17 protein-coding genes are annotated in these 17,795 nt (G+C 46.2%); 11 read left to right on the forward strand and 6 right to left on the reverse strand.

All coding sequences use genetic code 11. The features are described 5' to 3' along the window. Positions 1-51 precede the first annotated feature (51 nt). Both WA381_RS11480 and WA381_RS11485 read right to left on the reverse strand, forming a co-directional pair. A complete protein-coding gene (locus WA381_RS11480; protein WP_014950787.1) occupies positions 52-1,059 on the reverse strand; it encodes a LacI family DNA-binding transcriptional regulator in 1,008 nt (335 codons plus the stop codon). Positions 1,060-1,127: 68 nt separating this feature from the next. Further along, positions 1,128-1,646 (reverse strand): gluconokinase, encoded by a 519-nt coding sequence (locus WA381_RS11485; protein WP_044583774.1) that lies wholly within the window; start codon positions 1,644-1,646, stop codon positions 1,128-1,130. A 260-nt stretch (positions 1,647-1,906) separates the two neighbouring features. On the opposite strand from WA381_RS11485, the gene WA381_RS11490 reads away from it, so the two are divergent. Then, positions 1,907-3,247, forward strand: a complete 1,341-nt coding sequence (locus tag WA381_RS11490) for a GntP family permease (protein WP_014977458.1) — start codon at positions 1,907-1,909, stop codon at positions 3,245-3,247. A gap of 74 nt (positions 3,248-3,321) precedes the next feature. On the opposite strand, the gene WA381_RS11495 is transcribed toward WA381_RS11490, so the two are convergent. Further along, positions 3,322-3,561, reverse strand: coding sequence for a VF530 family DNA-binding protein (locus tag WA381_RS11495; protein ID WP_014950784.1), 240 nt, complete (start codon positions 3,559-3,561; stop codon positions 3,322-3,324). Between the two features lie 69 nt (positions 3,562-3,630). Then, positions 3,631-4,536 carry a sterol desaturase family protein gene (locus tag WA381_RS11500; RefSeq protein ID WP_014977457.1) on the reverse strand — a complete coding sequence of 302 codons (906 nt, stop codon included), beginning with the start codon at positions 4,534-4,536 and terminating at the stop codon, positions 3,631-3,633. Between the two features lie 87 nt (positions 4,537-4,623). Between WA381_RS11500 and WA381_RS11505 the strand changes: the two genes are divergently transcribed. Beyond that, positions 4,624-5,295 (forward strand): Crp/Fnr family transcriptional regulator, encoded by a 672-nt coding sequence (locus WA381_RS11505; RefSeq protein ID WP_156086952.1) that lies wholly within the window; start codon positions 4,624-4,626, stop codon positions 5,293-5,295. 87 nt (positions 5,296-5,382) lie between these two features. On the opposite strand, the gene rutR is transcribed toward WA381_RS11505, so the two are convergent. Then, on the reverse strand, positions 5,383-6,057 hold the full coding sequence (gene rutR, locus WA381_RS11510; RefSeq protein ID WP_014950781.1) for an HTH-type transcriptional regulator RutR: 675 nt from the start codon (positions 6,055-6,057) through the stop codon (positions 5,383-5,385). A gap of 309 nt (positions 6,058-6,366) precedes the next feature. Here rutR and rutA point away from each other — a divergent pair, with 309 nt between their 5' ends. From rutA to WA381_RS11555, 9 genes are all read left to right on the forward strand, one after another. Continuing rightward, the gene (rutA, locus tag WA381_RS11515) at positions 6,367-7,455 is read left to right on the forward strand and encodes a pyrimidine utilization protein A (RefSeq protein ID WP_014950780.1); all 1,089 of its coding nucleotides are present in this window, start codon (positions 6,367-6,369) and stop codon (positions 7,453-7,455) included. Further along, on the forward strand, positions 7,455-8,189 hold the full coding sequence (rutB, locus tag WA381_RS11520) for a pyrimidine utilization protein B (protein WP_039228642.1): 735 nt from the start codon (positions 7,455-7,457) through the stop codon (positions 8,187-8,189). The genes rutA and rutB overlap by 1 nt, the downstream gene beginning before the upstream one ends. Positions 8,190-8,321: 132 nt before the next feature. Next, a complete protein-coding gene (rutC, locus tag WA381_RS11525) occupies positions 8,322-8,705 on the forward strand; it encodes a pyrimidine utilization protein C (RefSeq protein WP_061486583.1) in 384 nt (127 codons plus the stop codon). A gap of 58 nt (positions 8,706-8,763) precedes the next feature. After that, complete coding sequence (gene rutD / locus WA381_RS11530; protein ID WP_081106114.1) at positions 8,764-9,600, forward strand: pyrimidine utilization protein D; 837 nt, start codon at positions 8,764-8,766, stop codon at positions 9,598-9,600. Positions 9,601-9,775: 175 nt separating this feature from the next. Continuing rightward, positions 9,776-10,396, forward strand: a complete 621-nt coding sequence (locus WA381_RS11535; RefSeq protein WP_156078859.1) for a malonic semialdehyde reductase — start codon at positions 9,776-9,778, stop codon at positions 10,394-10,396. 22 nt (positions 10,397-10,418) lie between these two features. Next, positions 10,419-10,949, forward strand: a complete 531-nt coding sequence (locus tag WA381_RS11540; RefSeq protein WP_136783787.1) for a flavin reductase — start codon at positions 10,419-10,421, stop codon at positions 10,947-10,949. Positions 10,950-10,968: 19 nt separating this feature from the next. Further along, the gene (locus tag WA381_RS11545) at positions 10,969-12,459 is read left to right on the forward strand and encodes a CoA-acylating methylmalonate-semialdehyde dehydrogenase (RefSeq protein ID WP_156078858.1); all 1,491 of its coding nucleotides are present in this window, start codon (positions 10,969-10,971) and stop codon (positions 12,457-12,459) included. Between the two features lie 311 nt (positions 12,460-12,770). Beyond that, positions 12,771-15,089 carry a TonB-dependent receptor gene (locus tag WA381_RS11550; RefSeq protein WP_156078857.1) on the forward strand — a complete coding sequence of 773 codons (2,319 nt, stop codon included), beginning with the start codon at positions 12,771-12,773 and terminating at the stop codon, positions 15,087-15,089. Positions 15,090-15,434: 345 nt separating this feature from the next. Further along, complete coding sequence (locus WA381_RS11555) at positions 15,435-16,937, forward strand: NCS1 family nucleobase:cation symporter-1 (protein ID WP_156078856.1); 1,503 nt, start codon at positions 15,435-15,437, stop codon at positions 16,935-16,937. Positions 16,938-17,031: 94 nt separating this feature from the next. On the opposite strand, the gene WA381_RS11560 is transcribed toward WA381_RS11555, so the two are convergent. After that, positions 17,032-17,766 carry a helix-turn-helix domain-containing protein gene (locus WA381_RS11560; RefSeq protein WP_039228657.1) on the reverse strand — a complete coding sequence of 245 codons (735 nt, stop codon included), beginning with the start codon at positions 17,764-17,766 and terminating at the stop codon, positions 17,032-17,034. Positions 17,767-17,795: the final 29 nt, after the last annotated feature.

The following is a 17,795-nucleotide window of genomic DNA, read 5'->3' on the forward strand; positions in this document are numbered from 1 at the left end:
AACGCAGGTTTGCGAGCACCAAGTCTAGGGGCGAAAGCTGCCAAACGTCTACTAAGCGGTTTCTCGTATTTTAAGCTCAAAGGGTAGAACTTGGCTCGCTTGTTCAACGTCTTCGCCCTCTATTAGCGATATCAATGATTCAGCTGCCATTTCTGCCATCTTACGGCGCGGGACTGATACGGTGGTTAGGGCAGGGTATATTGAGCGCGCAAAACTCAGGTCGTTGAAACCGCAGATATCGATATCCTTGCCAGGTTTGATACCTCGTCTATTACATTCCATCACCGCGCCAGCAGCAAGCTCGTCACTCACAAAAAATAGCGCATCAGTATCCGGCCATTTATGCAGTGTTTCTGAAAGAAGCTCAGCACCAGCTTGAAATGTGGCGTCGGCTCTAGAGGAAACATATCGCTCGGCGGACAACTCAGCATTGTCCAGTGCGGTTGCCCAGCCCTGCTTTCTCAATATTGCACGCCAATCTAAATACAATGAGCAAAAAGCAATGTTGCGGCGCCCTTTGTCGATAAGATGCTGGGTCATAGACTGGGCTGCTAATTCGTTATTTACCCCGTAGTTAATATCAAAAGGCTCACTAGAAATATCCATAATTTCGGCCACAGGCGTCCCTGTGGCTAGCAGCATTTTTCTCGTTTCTTCAGTGTGGCGCGTGGAAGTAAGAATGAATCCACTCACGTTTTGTTGAATGTAAGATTCGACAGTACGCTCCTCGCCAAGCTCGGTATAGGTCGAGTCGCCAATCATCAGTGCATAATTGGCTTTGTCGGCAACGGCCTTTACGCCTAACATCACATCGTTAAACACATTGTTTCCAAAAGACGGAAGCAATAACGCGATGGTTCTATTATTGTCTGAGCATAATGACTGGGCGGCGCGGTTCGGAATATAGTTTAGCTCTCGCGCTGCATTTTTGATCTTAAGGGCGAGTGATTTAGAAATGCCACTAGAATTATTAAGCGCACGAGATACGGTAGTTTTGTGAACCCCCAAATGATTGGCTACGTCTGATATTTTTGTGCGTGACTTTTTTACCTTACTCATTCTTCGATCTTTTTATATGCTGCTAGGTCCGCTAATCCGCGCGGAAGTGAGTGTTAATGTCGTGATGTTTAATTCGATATCAAAGGGTGTATAAAGTCTTCCGCCTGCTGAGAAACACACTCGAAAGTTTGTGTAACATCAATAATGAATGCGTTGTCTTTAGAAGGCAGCTCTAAGGCTGCAAACTGGCTTTCGAGCATAGCATCACCGTTAAAAAAATGCTCCCGTTGTTTTAATCGCGCACTAAGCACAGACTGTGACGCATGAAGGTAAATAAAGTGGCAGTGAGGCGCGATATCTTTGGTTAGCACGTCACGATAGGCTGAGCGCAGCGCTGAACAGCTTATAACCACGTTCCGGCCGGCGTGAATGTGTTGCTTGGCAATCATGTTTAACGTAATTAACCACTCCCATCTGTCTGCATCCTGCAGTGGTATACCTGAAGACATTTTCTCTACGTTTGCCTCGCTATGGTAACGATCTCCTTCTTCGAAAGGCATGTCAAAACGTTGGGCTAAATGCTGGCTCAATGTCGATTTTCCCGTCCCTGAAACTCCCGAAACGAAAAATACATGGCAATGGGTCATAAGCTTATCTCTCACATTAAAATTCAGGAGTACATCAAGAGCGAGTTATTTGGTCTCCATCTTACTCATAAATATTAGTTTGGAAACCGGTTGCGTTCAAGGGGTGATTATAATAGTGTTACCAGATAGCTATCTTGTATTAATAAATATTTAACATTGGCTGGGTTTTTCAACTTAGCTTGTAAAGGTAGCGGGTGATTTCCGTATTATGGCTTCGTCAACATGAAGACAATGTCACTAACAGGTACCAGAGAGCACGTATGACCGATACTTTTTCCCTTCTTTTTGTCGCCATTTGTAGCATTGTACTTCTCACATATTTAGTTGTAGTTAGAAAAGTTCATGCTTTTATCGCTATCCTTGTGGCAGCAGCGTTTGTTGGCCTGGGTACGGGAATGCAAGCGGCCGACGTACTGGCTTCCATGCAGTCAGGCATGGGCAACACGCTGGGATTTGTAGCGACCATTGTTGGCCTTGGTGCTATGTTCGGGCAATTCTTAGAAGAATCCGGCGGCATTGATAGGCTTTCGCAAACTATCAACAATAAATTTGGTGATAAGAATAGTCAGTGGGCGGTTGTGTTAACGGGGTTTCTTGTTGCTATACCTGTCTTCTTTGAAGTGGGGCTTATCATATTAATGCCTCTTATTTATTCGTTAGCAAAGAAATCAGGAAAGTCGCTTATTTATTATGGAATCCCGCTCACAGCAGGACTCGCTGTCACTCACGCTTTTATTCCTCCAACACCAGGACCTGTAGCGGTAGCTTCAATTTTAGGGGCGGATATCGGCTTAGTCATTTTGTTCGGCTTTATCGTTGGTATTCCTTGCGCCTGTTTAGCTGGCCCAATTTACGCAACATTTTTAGCGAAACGCCTGCACGTACCTGTCCCAAACCATATCATTGAAGCTTCACATAAAAAGCCAAAGGAACTCCCCAGCTTTGGTTCAGTTGCGGCGCTACTGACATTTCCGCTAGTGGCTATTCTGGTGGGTACGTTGGCAAAGTTTATGCTTTCCGAAGGTGTCTTGAAGGAGGCGTTGCTATTTATTGGGCATCCCTTTATCGCCCTGACCATTGCAACCATTGCTTGTTTTAAAGTGCTAGGGAAGAAGCAAGGCTTATCAAGCGAACAAATTAGAAACATTGCATCAAGAGGGTTAGAACCGGTTGCCCTAGTCATACTGGTGACAGGCGCGGGTGGCATGTTTAAACAAGTGCTCATCGATTCTGGGGCGGGGCAGGCCTTCGCCGATGTTGTCGCATTATCGCCGCTCCCACCGTTGGCAGCCGGGTTTCTTATTGCAATTTCAGTCAGAATTATTCAAGGCTCGGCAACGGTTGCCATGTTAACAGCTGCTGGTTTAATGGGCCCTGTAGTGCAGGAACTGGCGTTTTCACCATCAGTACTCGCCCTGATGACAATTGCTATAGCGGCAGGCGCTACGGCCATGTCTCACGTGAACGATACGGGGTTTTGGATCGTAAACCGTTATTTTGATATTTCTGTGAAAGACACGTTTGTGTCTTGGACGTGTATGGCCACCCTAATAGGTTTTATTGGGCTTTTTCTCGTACTAATGCTTGGTTTATTTGTCTAATGTCCCAAGCGGCTCAGACCCACTTGGATCGTTTTTGTGGAAACCGGTTTCAAGTTTTTGCAGCTCAAATGGCTTTAAGATTCACCATTTGAGGCATTATTACTAAACGTCTGTATATAAAGCTGCTCTACTTTATCTCGCGCCCATTGGGTTTTTCTAAGAAACTTAAGTGACGATTTAATCGAAGGATCGTTATTAAAGCAGTTCACTTTGATGCGGTAATACAATCCATCCCATCCGTAACGCTCGTGAAGTTGCGTGACGATTTTCTCTAGCGTTAAGCCATGTAAGGGATTATTAGGTTGTTGATTCATAAAGTGCCGCTGCTTGTTCTAGATTAAGACCCTATTCTAGCACGAACCCACTTGCTGCGTATCAATGCGCTAGGCTTTACTTTCAATTGTTTCACCCGTAGGTATTTGTTTTGTGTTCGGTATCAAAGGTTGGCTAGCATCGTTCACTTTCGTCGATGGACTTCGCACTACTCTAGGCTTTCGCGGTGTTTTATAAAGCGGCCAAATAAGCTGTTCTTTCCAGTTGGCGTAAAACATCCCCTCAATACCGTATTGCGCAGGATACTGCCTGGTGATCTTAGCGGTACCAAATAGCACATCCCAGAAGAACAACAGATTTCCATAATTACCTTTGTAGTTGGTCACGCCGTCATCGGCTTTTAATCCATGATGCGCACTATGTGTAGAAGGCGTTGATATCGTGCGCTCAATTACCCAGGCTACAGGATGTAACCACCGAATACTGTACAGTGTTTTGTCCCATTTCCACTCTGCGTGGGCGCCGGTGATAACGGTAAGTTTAACCACCAAGTAAAAGGCATAGGTCCAACCCAATCCTAGGTAGATTAGCGCGCCGGAAAACCATAGCGAAGGCATAAACAGGTAATAGAAAAAGTTATTTCTGTAAATAATGCGAACGCTCATGTACTTAGCGTTATGGTGGGCTCTATGTAAGTTGTAAAGAAATCGGGTGGAATGTGAGAGCCTATGCCACCAATATTGCATCATGTCATCGAAAATCAAAAGTAGCGCTATGTACAAGAGAATAGGGGAATCTACAAGTATTCCCTGATATTGGGGAAATGCTAGTGCCATCATTGTTGCAGAACAAAATAGAACCAGTGGCTGGGTTACAATAAATAAGAGTAACGTGCCTATCAGCTCTACTTTTCCATCATCGCTTACTTCTGTCGCTTTTTTAAATAGCTTACCATTCTTCGCTTCCAGCAAAGCAAACATGATAAAAACCGCTAAAATTGCCCATTGATAACCCATTGTAATGACTCCCACCAAGAGATTGTTGAGAGTGAATTTACATTGCGTTAACATGCAAAAATATATACTTGTATAGATTTGAATGTCATGTCTTACATTCACGGCAAGCAGCAAACCATTATGCCTGACGACTACGTCGAGCTTTGTTTGCCTTTTGGAACGCTAAGAACCTATGCGGCTACCTCGACAATTCACGATAGGGGAAGTAAAAACAAAGGGCTGTCTGTTGTGGTATCAGGAGAAGTAAAGGTTGGTAATTATGGCCTGGACGGCAGTTATCAAATTACTACTGTATTGCAACGAGGAGATACGTTTGGCGAGTTCACATTGTATGCATCACTTGCAAGAACGCATCACGCTGAAGCGCTAACGGAATGTAAGGTATTACAAATACCTGAACCTGCTTTTCGTTCTCTGACAAGCCAACATCCAGCGATTGCTGAATTCATCACCCGGTCACTGGCAATAAAGCTTCACTCGGCGCTGGAAAGGTTGGATGATATTCGACGCTTACCCACTCACGTCCAGTTAGCTAAGCTAATTTATCAATCGTATCTTACCTCTAAGCACGTCTTTATACCCTTAAGGCAAAGCGATTATGCTGAAAGATTGGGCGTTACCGTACTTACCGCACATAAATCATTAATGAAGCTGTATGATTTAAAGTTGATTGAAAAGCGCTACGGGGGCGTGGCAATTACCCAGGTCGAGCGACTGGAAGGTTTTTTGAAAGAAAGTTCGTCACTATTACCATTGTAAGAGTGGTTAATGTCCTCCACATGCGAGAGCGCCAAAAGACCCTCCCTCAAATTTATTCCACGCCCATGGCAACTCATGCATCAAGTATTACGCTGGCTTTAGCCCGCCTAAAATAATGTGCTGAATGTTGCTTAGCGTGCTTTCGAAGAAAGCGGGATCGCTTAAATCTTTACCGGTTACGGCTTTGATCTGCACGCTGAAATCGGCGTAATGCTGAGTAATGGCCCAAATGCTGAATATCAAGTGTATTGGGTCAACAGGCTTTAGCTTACCCGCTTCAATCCATTCGATAATGACGGCGCTTTTCGCGTCCAGCAGTGTTTTGAGCGGCGTTTCTAATTCCTTTATTAAAAGAGGGGCACCTTGTACCACCTCCATACAAAAAAGCTTAGATTCAGCTGGATTGTCCCTCGACATTTCAAGTTTTACTTTAATATAGTCGCTCAGGGTTTCTATAGGGTCTTGTTCTGCTGAAAAGCTCTGAAGGGGTGTTAACCACACATCTAAAAGGTGGGTAATAACCGATAAGTACAAACCCTCTTTACTTTTAAAGTAATACAGTAAATTACTTTTTGAGACATTCGCTAGTTCCGATACTTGCTCTACAGTGGTGCCACTCACGCCGTTCTTTGAGAACAAGGAAAGGGCAGCATCCATAATGCGAGTACGCTTTTCTAATAACGCTTTTTCTCTTCGCTTTTGCGTGGTCGGGCTAAATGCTCTCGCTGATTTCGTAATTGTTTGACCTTCAGATTTACTCACTACTTGTCTCTTCTTTACCGGAATTTCCGTGATCAGGCGCTTAGTTTACGTGGAGTTCTCGTCGCTATAAACCCATTTGCACAAATATGCACCAATTAAGTTCAATTGCACTGGACTTGGTGTTCCAAATTGAACCAATAAGTCCAATTTGGGTTGTTGAATTTTGTAAGTGACTGAAATTTATAGATTAAATAAATTGGCCTGCTTTATGCTGTTCACTAAGTATACCGCCACTTCAATGTTTTGAATTCGGCAACCTTAAAAAAAGCGGGATAAACCGCTTAAAACGCATACAAGCAGAGGTACAACATGGATATAGGTGTATTTATTCCGATTGGGAACAACGGCTGGCTAATTTCGAAAAATTCGCCTCAGTTCAAACCTTCCTTCGATCTCAACAAAGAGATTGTAATGAAGGCTGAAAAGTACGATATGGATTTTGCGCTCTCTATGATCAAACTGCGAGGGTTTGGCGGTGAAACCGAATTTTGGGACTACAACTTAGAGTCGTTTACGTTAATGGCAGGCCTTGCTGCTGTTACCTCAAAAATTCAACTATATGCCACGGCTGCCACACTAGTCTTGCCGCCTGCAATCATGGCGCGCATGGCCAGTACCATCGACTCTATCTCCAACGGACGTTTTGGCGTAAACCTAGTCACTGGCTGGCAACGCCCTGAATACTCGCAAATGGGTATGTGGCCGGGCGATGAATTTTTCGGTAACCGCTATGAGTATTTGGATGAATACATTCAGGTAGTCAAAGAATTATGGGAAACCGGAAAAAGCGATTTTAAAGGCGAGCATTTCCAAATGGATGATTGCCGAATGTTGCCCAAGCCACAGCGAAAAATTCCACTTATCTGTGCCGGTCAAAGCGCAGCAGGCATGGATTTCTCTGCCCGTCATGCCGACTATAATTTCTGCTTTGGTAAAGGCGTAAATACACCTACCGCTTTTGCACCAACCGCAGCGCGCTTAACTGAAGCGGCTGAAAAACACGGTCGCAGCGTAGGTTCAGCGGTACTTATCATGGTTATTGCCGATGAGACGGATGAAGCCGCCATGGCGAAATGGGAAAGCTATAAAGACGGCAAAGATCAGTCAGCGTTGGACTGGATGGCAACGCAAGGAGCTGCTGATAAGAAATCGGGTAAAGACACGAATATCCGCGATATGACCAACCCAACCTCAGCAGTAAACCTGAACATGGGGACGCTGGTGGGTTCTTATGAGTCGGTGGCCTCTATGCTTGATGAAATAGCCACAGTGCCGGGCTGTGAAGGTGTATTGCTGACCTTCGATGACTTCCTTAAAGGCATGGATGATTTCGGCACTAAAATTCAGCCGCTAATGAAATCCCGTCAGCATTTGCTTAGCACATCGGGAGCCGCCTAATGTCAGCCGGTGAAATATTTGAGGTCTCAGGGTGCTTTCAAGCGCGCCAGACGGGGCAGCCCGTACTACCAGCTAAGCCCGAACCGTTGACGTTAAACCCTGCGGAAACTGCCGTTATTGTGGTGGATTTGCAAAACGCTTATGCCAGTAAAAACGGCTACTTAGACAAGGCGGGTTTTGATGTGTCTACTACGGCGCCAGTCATTGAAAACACCACTAAAGTGCTTGAAACAGCGCGGGCTGCAGGCATGCCGGTGGTGTTCTTACAAAATGGATGGGATGCCGACTACAAAGAGGCCGGAGGCCCTGGTTCGCCGAACTGGTATAAGTCTAATGCCCTTAAAACCATGCGCAAACAACCAGAGCTTAAGGGAAGTTTGCTGGCCAAGGGTACTTGGGATTACGCGCTTGTCGATGCGCTAAAGCCTCAAGATGGCGATATCGTTATTCCCAAAACCCGTTACAGCGGTTTTTACAATACTAATTTAGACAGCATGCTGCGCGCACGCGGTATTCGCAACTTAGTGTTTACAGGCATTGCAACCAATGTGTGTGTGGAATCTACGCTGCGCGATGGCTTCCACCTGGAATATTTTGGTGTGGTGCTGGCCGATGCGGCATATCAAGCTGGCCCGCCAGACATTCACGAGGCCTCACTTTTCAACATTCAGACGTTTTTCGGGTGGGTGTCTACCACCGCGCAGTTCTGTGAAGTATTTGAAGGGACGAGTTAGGTGCTTTCTTCTTAGCATCTACTAGCCACGCAGACAAAAACAACACGATAAATCAGTTAGCACGAATTGAAGTAAACCACTTATAGGCGCTAGGCAGCAACGCATAGAAAGCGCAACGAAAAGGATAAGAACATGCCAAAGAAAGCCATTATTCCAGCAGGTACATCAAAACCAATAGCTCCTTTTGTTCCAGGCTCTATGGCTGACAATATTCTATATGTGTCAGGTACCTTACCGTTTGACGAAAACAACGACGTAGTCCACGTGGGCGACGCCGAAGCACAAACGCGCCACGTTCTAGAAACCATTAAAAGTGTCATCGAAGAAGCGGGCGGCACTATGGATGACGTCACCTTCAACTCAATTTTTATTACCGATTGGGATGACTACGCCGCGGTAAACAAGGTGTACGCCGAATACTTTCCAGGTGAAAAGCCAGCGCGCTACTGCATTAAGGTTGGGCTGGTAAAGCCTGAAGCCTTAATTGAAATTGCGTCTGTAGCACACATTGGGTAGGTGATTATGTTTGGACTTCCCGTGAACTGCGCCCACTGGTTTTATATAGGTGAGCTTTATGCATTCTGATGTGCAGGCAAGCTACGCCCACATTAGCGGCGAAATGTGTAACAAGTTACATTACGAAATACACGGTCTGACGTCGCCCGACGCACCTACGATTGTGTTTAGTTCAGGGCTGGGCGGGGCAGCTAAATTTTGGCAGCCGCAACTGGGTGACTTTGCCCAAGACTACAGAGTGATCACTTACGATCACTATGGCACCAACAAAAGTGTGGGTGACTTGCCAGCAAATTACAGCATTTCTAATATGGCGGATGAACTCGCTGCACTTCTTAAAAAACTTGAAGTGCAAGCGTGCCATTTCGTCGGTCACGCGCTGGGTGGTTTGGTAGGGCTTGAGCTTGCTTTGTCTAAACCTAAGCTTTTACAAAGTTTAGTACTGGTAAATGCGTGGAGCAGTCCAAATCCGCACACATTGCGCTGCTTTAACATACGCAAAGCGTTATTGGCGGCAGGCAGAAAGGACATGTATTTGCAACTTCAGGCGCTGCTGCTGTTTCCGCCTGATTGGATAGCCGCGAATGCCGCTCAATTGGCAGAGGAAGAGGCGCACTTACTCAACCATTTTCCAAACGAAGAAAATCTGCTCGCCCGCATTGGTGCCCTTAGTACGTTCAATATCGATGAGAGTTTGCACGCCATCACCACACCAACGTTAGCGCTTGCCAACAAAGACGACACCTTGGTGCCGTGGCAGCGTTCACAGATGTTGGCTGAAGCTATGCCCAACGCCGAATTGTCGGTCATGGAATACGGCGGGCATGCATCAAGCATTACAAACACAATTGCGTTTAATGAACTGCTGCGCAGCTATTTAGGGCAAGTGGCCTAACGTGAACATGACACTGCATCAGGCTTTGGGGTGTTTTCAGCTAAAGAGGCGAAAACTTTCTAAGCAAGCTGCAAGTACAGCGTCAACGCGAAAGCAGCTAAAAAAGCGCTAAGCGTAAAAAACGAAAACATAGTGCAGTGTTTAAAAGATTTGATAAAACTGGAATGAATTTAAAATGACTGATACACAAAATACAGAGTTTAAAGCAACTAGCCCGCTTGACGAGGCTGGACTAGCCCAACTCTTTACCGATGCGCATACCCACACCAAATGGCACGACAAACCTATTTCAGAAGACGTGTTGAAACAGCTGTACGACTTAGTAAAAGTAGGCTCGACATCGGCAAATTGTAGTCCAGCGCGATTTGTTTTCATTACCTCAGATGAAGGGAGAGAAAAACTTAAACCTTGCCTTTCAAGCGGTAACGTTGAGCAAACCATGACTGCACCTTGTACGGTTATTGTCGCCTACGACGAAGAGTTCTACGAAGAGCTTCCTACCTTATTCCCTTATGCAGATGCGAAAAGCTGGTTTACTTCAAGCCCAGAAGCGGCCTATGAGACTGCCATGCGCAATAGCTCTATGCAGGGGGCTTACTTAATAAGCGCCGTTCGTGCCTTAGGCCTTGACGCTGGCGCCATGTCTGGTTTCAACCCCACATTACTCAACGAGACTTTCTTTTCAGATAGCACGTGGAAGGTGAATTTCTTACTGAACATTGGCTACGGCGATAAAGAGAAAGTACATAAACGCTTACCTCGTTTAAGTTTCGAGCAAGCCTGCCAAATCGTGTAACGCCAACTGAAAGGATATTTGTATGACTATTACAGCAATAAAAAACGCAGTAACAGAAGTGCTACCCCCGGTAACTCCCGAAGCTTATCGAGAAGGTATGTCGAGTTTGGCGGCAGCGGTAAACGTCGTTACAACCACTGGTCCAGAAGGGCGTGCAGGCTTCACGGCAACCGCCGTATGTAGTGTAAGCGATACTCCTGCAACTTTGCTGGTTTGTTTGAATCGCGGTGCGTCTGTACATCAGGTTTTTAAAAACAGCACGCATTTGGTTATCAACACCCTTACCTCACAGCATCAGTTAATTTCAAACACGTTTGGTGGCAAAGCACCCATGAACGAACGCTTTGAAATTGGTGATTGGGTGGAATCGACGACCGGTTGCCCAAGGCTTGCCGATGCTGCAGTTAGCTTCGATTGCATTATTACGGACGTTAAAAGTGTGGCCACTCACGACGTTATTTTTTGCCAGGTGGTGGATATCAAGCAAGACCCAGAAGCCGACGCGCTTTTATATTATCAGCGCGGCTATCACAGCGCGTGCAAAGACGCATAATTAAAGGATTAGACAAATAATGAAAGTAGTAGGCCACTTTATTAACGGTGAAACCTGTACCCCAAAGGGGCGCATGCAAGATGTTTATAACCCAGCGACGGGCGAGGCAGAAAAACTGGTTTTACTGGCATCAAAAGCGACGGTAAACGACGCTATCGTCAGCGCGCAAAATGCGTTTGTTGAGTGGCGTAATACGCCAGTAAGTAAGCGCGCTCGCGTTATGTTCAAATTTAAAAGCTTACTTGAAGAACATGCCGATGAAATTATTGCATTAATTGGTGCGGAGCACGGCAAGATAAGCCATGATGCGGCAGGCGAATTACAGCGCGGTATTGAAAATGTTGAGTTTGCCTGCGGTGCACCCCAGTTGTTAAAGGGCGAGCACAGTAAAAATGTTGGCCCAAGCATAGACTCTTGGAGCGAGTTTCAGCCTCTTGGCGTGGTGGCGGGAATTACACCATTTAACTTTCCGGCCATGGTGCCCCTTTGGATGTTTCCGCTTGCCATTGTATGCGGCAACACCTTTGTTTTAAAACCCTCTGAGCGCGATCCAAGCTGCGCCATTTTCCTAGCCAAGCTACTCAAAGAAGCAGGGCTACCCGACGGCGTTTTTAACGTTATAAATGGCGACAAAGAAGCGGTTGATCAAATACTAGATGACGAGCGCATTAAAGCGGTGAGTTTTGTGGGTTCAACGCCCATCGCCGAATACATCTATTCGAAAGCCAATGCTAATGGCAAGCGCTGCCAAGCATTAGGTGGCGCTAAAAACCACGCTATTGTGATGCCCGATGCCGACATCGACAACGCAGTGAATCAGCTTTTAGGTGCTGCTTTTGGCTCGTCAGGCGAGCGCTGCATGGCGTTATCAGTCGTGGTTGCCGTAGGCGACAAAGTGGCAGATGAAATTGTAGATAAAATGCAATCAGCCATGAAAAGCTTAAAAGTAGGGGCTTTTGACGATGCGACTAACGATTTCGGCCCACTGATTACACTTCAGCACAAAGAGAAAGTAGAAGGCTACATAACCAGTGCTGCTGAGCAAGGGGCTGATGTGGTCGTTGATGGCCGAAACCCTAGCGTAGAAGGCTACGAGACCGGGTTCTTCTTAGGTGCAACGCTTATCGACAAGGTTACGCCGGAAATGGCCAGCTACAAAGCCGAGATTTTTGGCCCTGTACTACAAGTTATGCGCGTTAAAAGCATGGAACAAGCCATGCAGCTCATTGACAGCCATGAATACGGCAACGGTACGTGTATTTTCACCCGAGATGGCGAGGCTGCCCGCTACTTCTCAGACAATATCCAAGTAGGCATGGTAGGCATAAACGTACCGCTGCCAGTACCCGTGTCTTATCACAGCTTTGGTGGTTGGAAACGCTCACTCTTTGGTGACCTTCACGCATACGGCCCGGATGGCGTACGCTTTTACACCAAACGCAAAACCATTACTCAACGTTGGCCTTCAAGCGGCATTCGAGAAGGAGTGAGCTTTTCATTTCCAAGTTAATGTCATGGCGTACTGACCTTGATTAACCATAAATGACCATAAAAACTTTGCCCACGCACGGTAACTATTAAGCCTGTATGGCAAATAGTTGCTCGCAGCAGGTAAAAGAACAGAGATTTAGGCTCAGCCATGAGCCATCGATAATAACAATTTAAAACCGCAAGCCTTTGGCAGTTCCTCTCCAGTCCTGCCTTAGGTTTGCACCCCAGTGGCAATCGATATGCAGTTCACGTCGACCGTTACTCTTATAAAAATATCGGGACAACACCGCCGCAAGGCTTGTTAAAAAGAACTATAAACGAGAGTAAAACATGCATACGTTAAACACACACAAGCGTCTGCTGGCGTTAACCGTAGCTATGGCGTTAAGTACGCCAGCGGCCTTTGCTGCAGAGAATGTTTGGGAAAGTATTGAAGTTACCGCGCAAAAGCGCAACGAGAATATAAGCGATGTAGGGATCGCTATTACTGCGTTTTCTGGTGAACAACTAGAGGCACTTGGCCTTGAAAGTAGTACTGAGCTTATCGCGTTTACCCCTGGCGTATCGTTGGCCGGTGATATCGGTGGTCAGCGTGCTATTTTCAATATTCGAGGCGTGGTGCAAAACGATTACGCTGACTTGGCGGAAGCGCCGGTGGCCGTATACGTTGACGGTGGCTATTTAGCCAGTACCCAAGCACAAACCTTTGGTTTATTCGATGTGGCTCGCATCGAAATTCTTAAAGGCCCACAGGGAACATTATTCGGAAGAAATGCCACAGGCGGACTGGTTAATACGATCACCGCCAAGCCCACTGCAGATACAGAAGGCTACGCGGAATTTACTGCCGCACGTTTCGAACAATACCGCTTCGAAGGGGCGATATCAGGCGAAATAACAGACGGCATTTATGGTCGCTTTTCTGGGTTTACCAATCAGCAAGGTGAGATACTAGAGAATATTTATGAAGACGGTGCCGCGCCCGATACCCGTTTAGGCTCTGTGGGAGGCGGTGAAGATGGGTACAACGATGATACTAAAGCGTTTCGTGCTCAGCTGCTCTTTGACATTGGCGAAGAAGGCTCGCTGCTACTAAGCGGTAACTGGTCAGATACAACCAAAAGTGAAGGCCCGTATCAGGTGGTGAACACCACCGAGATAAAAGATGCCGACGGCAATGTGATTGACGTTATTTATGCTGCTGACGACCCGCTTGGCTGTGACACTATTCAAGCGGGCGTGTGTGTAGACGGCAACTTCAATGGCGATCCTTTCCGTCCCGTTCAAGGCGGCGATTTCAATGGTAACTTCGACCCTGATGGGTCGGGCAATAAAGTAAATAAAGACTTTGCCTTTGACGATCAAAACAAGATCAAGTCAAAAGGGCTTGCGGCAACATTAGACTATGCATTTGAAAGCTTCGATTTCTTCGCCATGTCTGATTTCAAAGAGTTTAAACGTACCGTTGGCCTCGACTCCGACCAAACCGCGTCACCCGAACTTATTTTTCAATCTAACAGCACCATAGAGCAGTTCAGCCAAGAGTTTCGCTTTTCAGGTGAATCCGCAGACTTAAAGTGGGTTGGGGGGCTTTATTATCTGTCTATCGATACGGACTATAGCCAAGGCTTGGCGGGTTCACCCACCACCTTTTTCTTAGGCGGTGAAGAAAATAACACCTTGGTATCTCTTGAAACCGAGTCATACTCTGTATTTGGGCAAATAGACTATAGCTTGACCGACGACCTTGTTCTGGTTGGTGGGTTGCGTTACACCCGTGAAGACAAAGACTTTGTGGGTAATGTGTATCAAAACGAGAATACTAACGACCGAGTTATCGAAATTGACACCACAACGACGTCTTTAGAGACTTTGGTTGATTCTAACGATCAAAATCTGTGGTCGGCCAAGCTACAGCTGGAATACAGTGTGGGTAATAGCTTGTACTATGCAGGCATTAATCGGGGCGTTAAAGCGGGGAGTTTCAATGCCCCGCTTCAAGGAGGTTTCAGCTTATACGAACCTGAAGAACTTACTGCGTTTGAAGCGGGTTTAAAGCACAGTTTTATGCAGGGAAGCGGCGTTTTTAATGCCAATGTTTTTTATTATGACTACAGCGATTACCAGTCGTTTTCGTGGGTGAATAATGCGGGGGTGGTGTCAAACGAAGAAGCCTCATTTAGCGGCGTTGAATTAGAAGTGTTCTTAACCCCGACAGACAGCTTAGATGTTATGGTTAACTTTTCATATACCGATGCAGTGGTTGAAGACTTAGAAGTGGCCTCGGGGTACTTTGCTGATACAACACCTCCATTTACCCCAGAGTATCAAGCGTCTGCCATGCTTCGCTATAACTGGGACGCCTTCGACGGCAATATGGCAGCCCAATTGTCAGCCAATTATCAGTCGGAAACCTTTCACAATGCGCGGAATTTTACCGCTCATGAAATTGATAGCTTTGCCACGGCTGATACTCGTTTAACCTGGGTAGACGCTGAGGATAAATGGCTAATAGCGGCTTATGTAGATAACCTGTTTGACTCAGACCATGAACTTATTGGCTTTGACGTAACTGGTTTTTATGGAACCAGCCAGATTTCCTATGCGAAGCCTAGGACGTATGGCGTAACGATAAGGCGTAATTTCTAATTAGCGTAGTTGCGCTTTGTTTAACAAAATAAAGCGTATCACCTACTTCTAAAAAGAAACGTGCGTAGCTAGCCTAAATACCGACGTAGCAAAACGGTATTTAGGTTTTGCGTTAACAAAGCGCGCGAAGCGGCAGTATTTTTGCTTTTCTTTTTTGCTAGGGGCTGTTGACCTTTGTTGTACACCAAAGATCAGCAGGCCCCAATAAAGGTTAGCAGCGAGCCTCTAATCTAATCGTTACGCCGTTGAGAGCGCTGATGCATTTTTTAACCTACCGCTTTGCCGAGCATGACGCTGTGTAAAAAGAAGCAACAAGTAATAGCAAACCCAATAAGGAAATAGATCGTGGATAACACCAACAATCATACCATGACAAAACCTTCCCATTACGATGGCGATTTATGGAATGAAGATTTAGCGCCAACCAACGCGGTAACCAGAACCTGGGTGTGGAAAGACTATGCAGCATTATGGATTGCGATGGTGGTTTGTGTACCTACTTACCTCTTATCTGCCGGCCTGGTATCAGAAGGCATGAATTGGTATCAAGCGGTTGTCACCGTACTGTTGGGCAACATCATCGTGCTTGTACCTATGATGCTAATTGGTCATGCAGGTGCAAAATACGGCTTACCTTTTCCCGTATTATTACGTAGCGCCTTTGGTACCAAAGGCGCGAAGATTCCTGCTTTGGCCCGAGGGCTTGTTGCATGTGGCTGGTTTGGAATTAACACATGGGTAGGCGGCAGTGCCATTTACGTTATTCTAAATAGCGTGAGCGGCGACGCTTTTGTGGGGCAGGCACTACCATTTTTAGGTATCGATATCACACAAACTTTGTGCTTCTTCGCTTTCTGGGCGATGCACTTGGTTTTTATAAAACACGGCACCGAATCTATTCGTTGGCTTGAAACTTTTGCTGCACCATTTTTGATCTTAATGGGCTTAGCGCTTCTTGGTTGGGCATACGTTAATGCTGGTGGGTTTGGCGAAATGTTGTCAACGCCGTCTCAGTTTGTTGAAGGTGGAGCCAAAGAAGGGCAGTTTTGGACAGCCTTCTTCGCGGGCTTAACCTCTATGGTGGGCTTCTGGGCAACCATGGCGTTGAACATTCCCGATTTCACGCGTTTTGCAAAATCACAAAAAGACCAAATGTTAGGCCAAGCTATTGGCTTGCCGTTACCCATGGCGCTGTTTGCCTTTATCGGTGTAGCGGTAACGTCAGCAACGGTCACCATTTATGGTGAGGCCATATGGGACCCTGTTGCACTAGCCGGTCGAATGGGAGGCATGGGTGTAGTGCTGGCACTTGCTGCATTAGCACTCGCAACGTTAACCACAAATCTAGCCGCTAACATGGTAGCCCCAGCTTATGGCTTTTCGAATATGGCGCCTTCGAAAATAAGCTTCAAAATGGGCGGCTATATAACCGCTGGTATCGGCGTCGCTATTTTCCCCTGGAAGCTGCTTGAAACCGCGGGTGGCTATTTATTTACGTGGCTTACGGGATATTCTGCGCTGCTTGGCCCTATCGCGGGTATTCTAATTGCCGACTATTTTATCTTAAGAAAATCGACCTTAAACATAGATGCGCTATTTCAACACAGTGGCGAATATGGCGCGAACAACGGTTGGAACATGGCGGGTGTGACTGCGCTTGTTATAGGCATTTTACCCAATATCCCCGGTTTTCTTCACGCAGCTGGTTTTCTAGAAAGCGTGCCAGCCGTTTTCGATACGCTTTACGCCTACGCATGGTTTGTAGGGTTAATCATCGCCAGCATGGTTTATCTGCTGCTCTCCAACAGAGCACCCGTCACTATGCAGGCAAAAAGCGCCTCTCAATAATGGGGTCAGAGTACATTTCTGAGTAGCAAAAAATGGGGTCGGAGTACTTTTCTATTTAATGTACTCTGACCCCCCCAAATATACTTCGACAGGGTTATTTTCGCTTCATGTTTTCAAAAAGCGAGGGCTCCCAAGGCCGCATCGCCATTAAAAGGCCAATGTGCTGGCGTTCTTCAATTGGTAGGGCATTATCTTCGCTGCTGAGTTTTGCTGCTTCTTGTCGCAGTTGTTCAAGACGGCGCTGAATAATGGAAACCGAGGTCTGAGAATAGCGGCCGCGTAAATAGAAACGAAACATCCATGGCTCGTTCTTCTTTGGAGCCATAAACTTCACCATTACTTCCTGCTCCATAAATTTTTCTAGCGGACCACCAGGGATCCAGCGAAAGTTTTGCGCAATGAGCAGCTTGTAGCGGTTGTTCGGTAACAGCTCTATAAGCTTAAGTTTGTCTAAGGTTGTCATTAGCTTAATGCCCTCGACCTCAGAAATATTGTAGTGCTTGATGATTTCCGAGAATCGCCAGCCATCACGCACACATACGGCTGCAAGCAGTAGCTTGGGATTGGCAAGTAGCTCCATTTCTTGCTTCTCAGACAGCTGTGATATTTTTTCCTGCTGCTTTTGCGACAGGCTAAAAAGGTCGCTTAATGACAAATTTAGACATTCACAAATCTGTTCCAGTTTATCGAGGCTGAAAGCCTGTAAAGAGAAATTTCGTTTTACGCTGGCCTCGCTTACGTTCAGTTTCTGTGCGATCTGTTTGTAGGTAAATCGCTGCTCTCGTAAACATTGTTTAAGCGTGTCGTAAACAAGGTTAATTTGGCTCATGGTATTAAATATTTATACTTGTGGTGTAG

The sequence above is a fragment of the Alteromonas sp. CH_MED4-4 genome, from assembly GCF_037029575.1.
In the GTDB taxonomy this organism is placed as follows: domain Bacteria; phylum Pseudomonadota; class Gammaproteobacteria; order Enterobacterales; family Alteromonadaceae; genus Alteromonas; species Alteromonas macleodii.

Bases quoted from the DNA above. Each gene is read 5' to 3' on its own strand.
- WA381_RS11545 (WP_156078858.1), top strand. From the start codon at position 10,969: ATGAAAGTAGTAGGCCACTTTATTAACGGTGAAACCTGTACCCCAAAG.
- WA381_RS11485 (WP_044583774.1), bottom strand. From the start codon at position 1,646: ATGACCCATTGCCATGTATTTTTCGTTTCGGGAGTTTCAGGGACGGGA.
- rutB (WP_039228642.1), top strand. From the start codon at position 7,455: ATGTCAGCCGGTGAAATATTTGAGGTCTCAGGGTGCTTTCAAGCGCGC.
- WA381_RS11490 (WP_014977458.1), top strand. From the start codon at position 1,907: ATGACCGATACTTTTTCCCTTCTTTTTGTCGCCATTTGTAGCATTGTA.
- WA381_RS11560 (WP_039228657.1), bottom strand. From the start codon at position 17,766: ATGAGCCAAATTAACCTTGTTTACGACACGCTTAAACAATGTTTACGA.
- rutA (WP_014950780.1), top strand. From the start codon at position 6,367: ATGGATATAGGTGTATTTATTCCGATTGGGAACAACGGCTGGCTAATT.
- WA381_RS11505 (WP_156086952.1), top strand. From the start codon at position 4,624: ATGTCTTACATTCACGGCAAGCAGCAAACCATTATGCCTGACGACTAC.
- WA381_RS11480 (WP_014950787.1), bottom strand. From the start codon at position 1,059: ATGAGTAAGGTAAAAAAGTCACGCACAAAAATATCAGACGTAGCCAAT.
- WA381_RS11540 (WP_136783787.1), top strand. From the start codon at position 10,419: ATGACTATTACAGCAATAAAAAACGCAGTAACAGAAGTGCTACCCCCG.
- WA381_RS11500 (WP_014977457.1), bottom strand. From the start codon at position 4,536: ATGGGTTATCAATGGGCAATTTTAGCGGTTTTTATCATGTTTGCTTTG.
- rutC (WP_061486583.1), top strand. From the start codon at position 8,322: ATGCCAAAGAAAGCCATTATTCCAGCAGGTACATCAAAACCAATAGCT.
- WA381_RS11495 (WP_014950784.1), bottom strand. From the start codon at position 3,561: ATGAATCAACAACCTAATAATCCCTTACATGGCTTAACGCTAGAGAAA.
- WA381_RS11535 (WP_156078859.1), top strand. From the start codon at position 9,776: ATGACTGATACACAAAATACAGAGTTTAAAGCAACTAGCCCGCTTGAC.
- WA381_RS11550 (WP_156078857.1), top strand. From the start codon at position 12,771: ATGCATACGTTAAACACACACAAGCGTCTGCTGGCGTTAACCGTAGCT.
- rutD (WP_081106114.1), top strand. From the start codon at position 8,764: ATGCATTCTGATGTGCAGGCAAGCTACGCCCACATTAGCGGCGAAATG.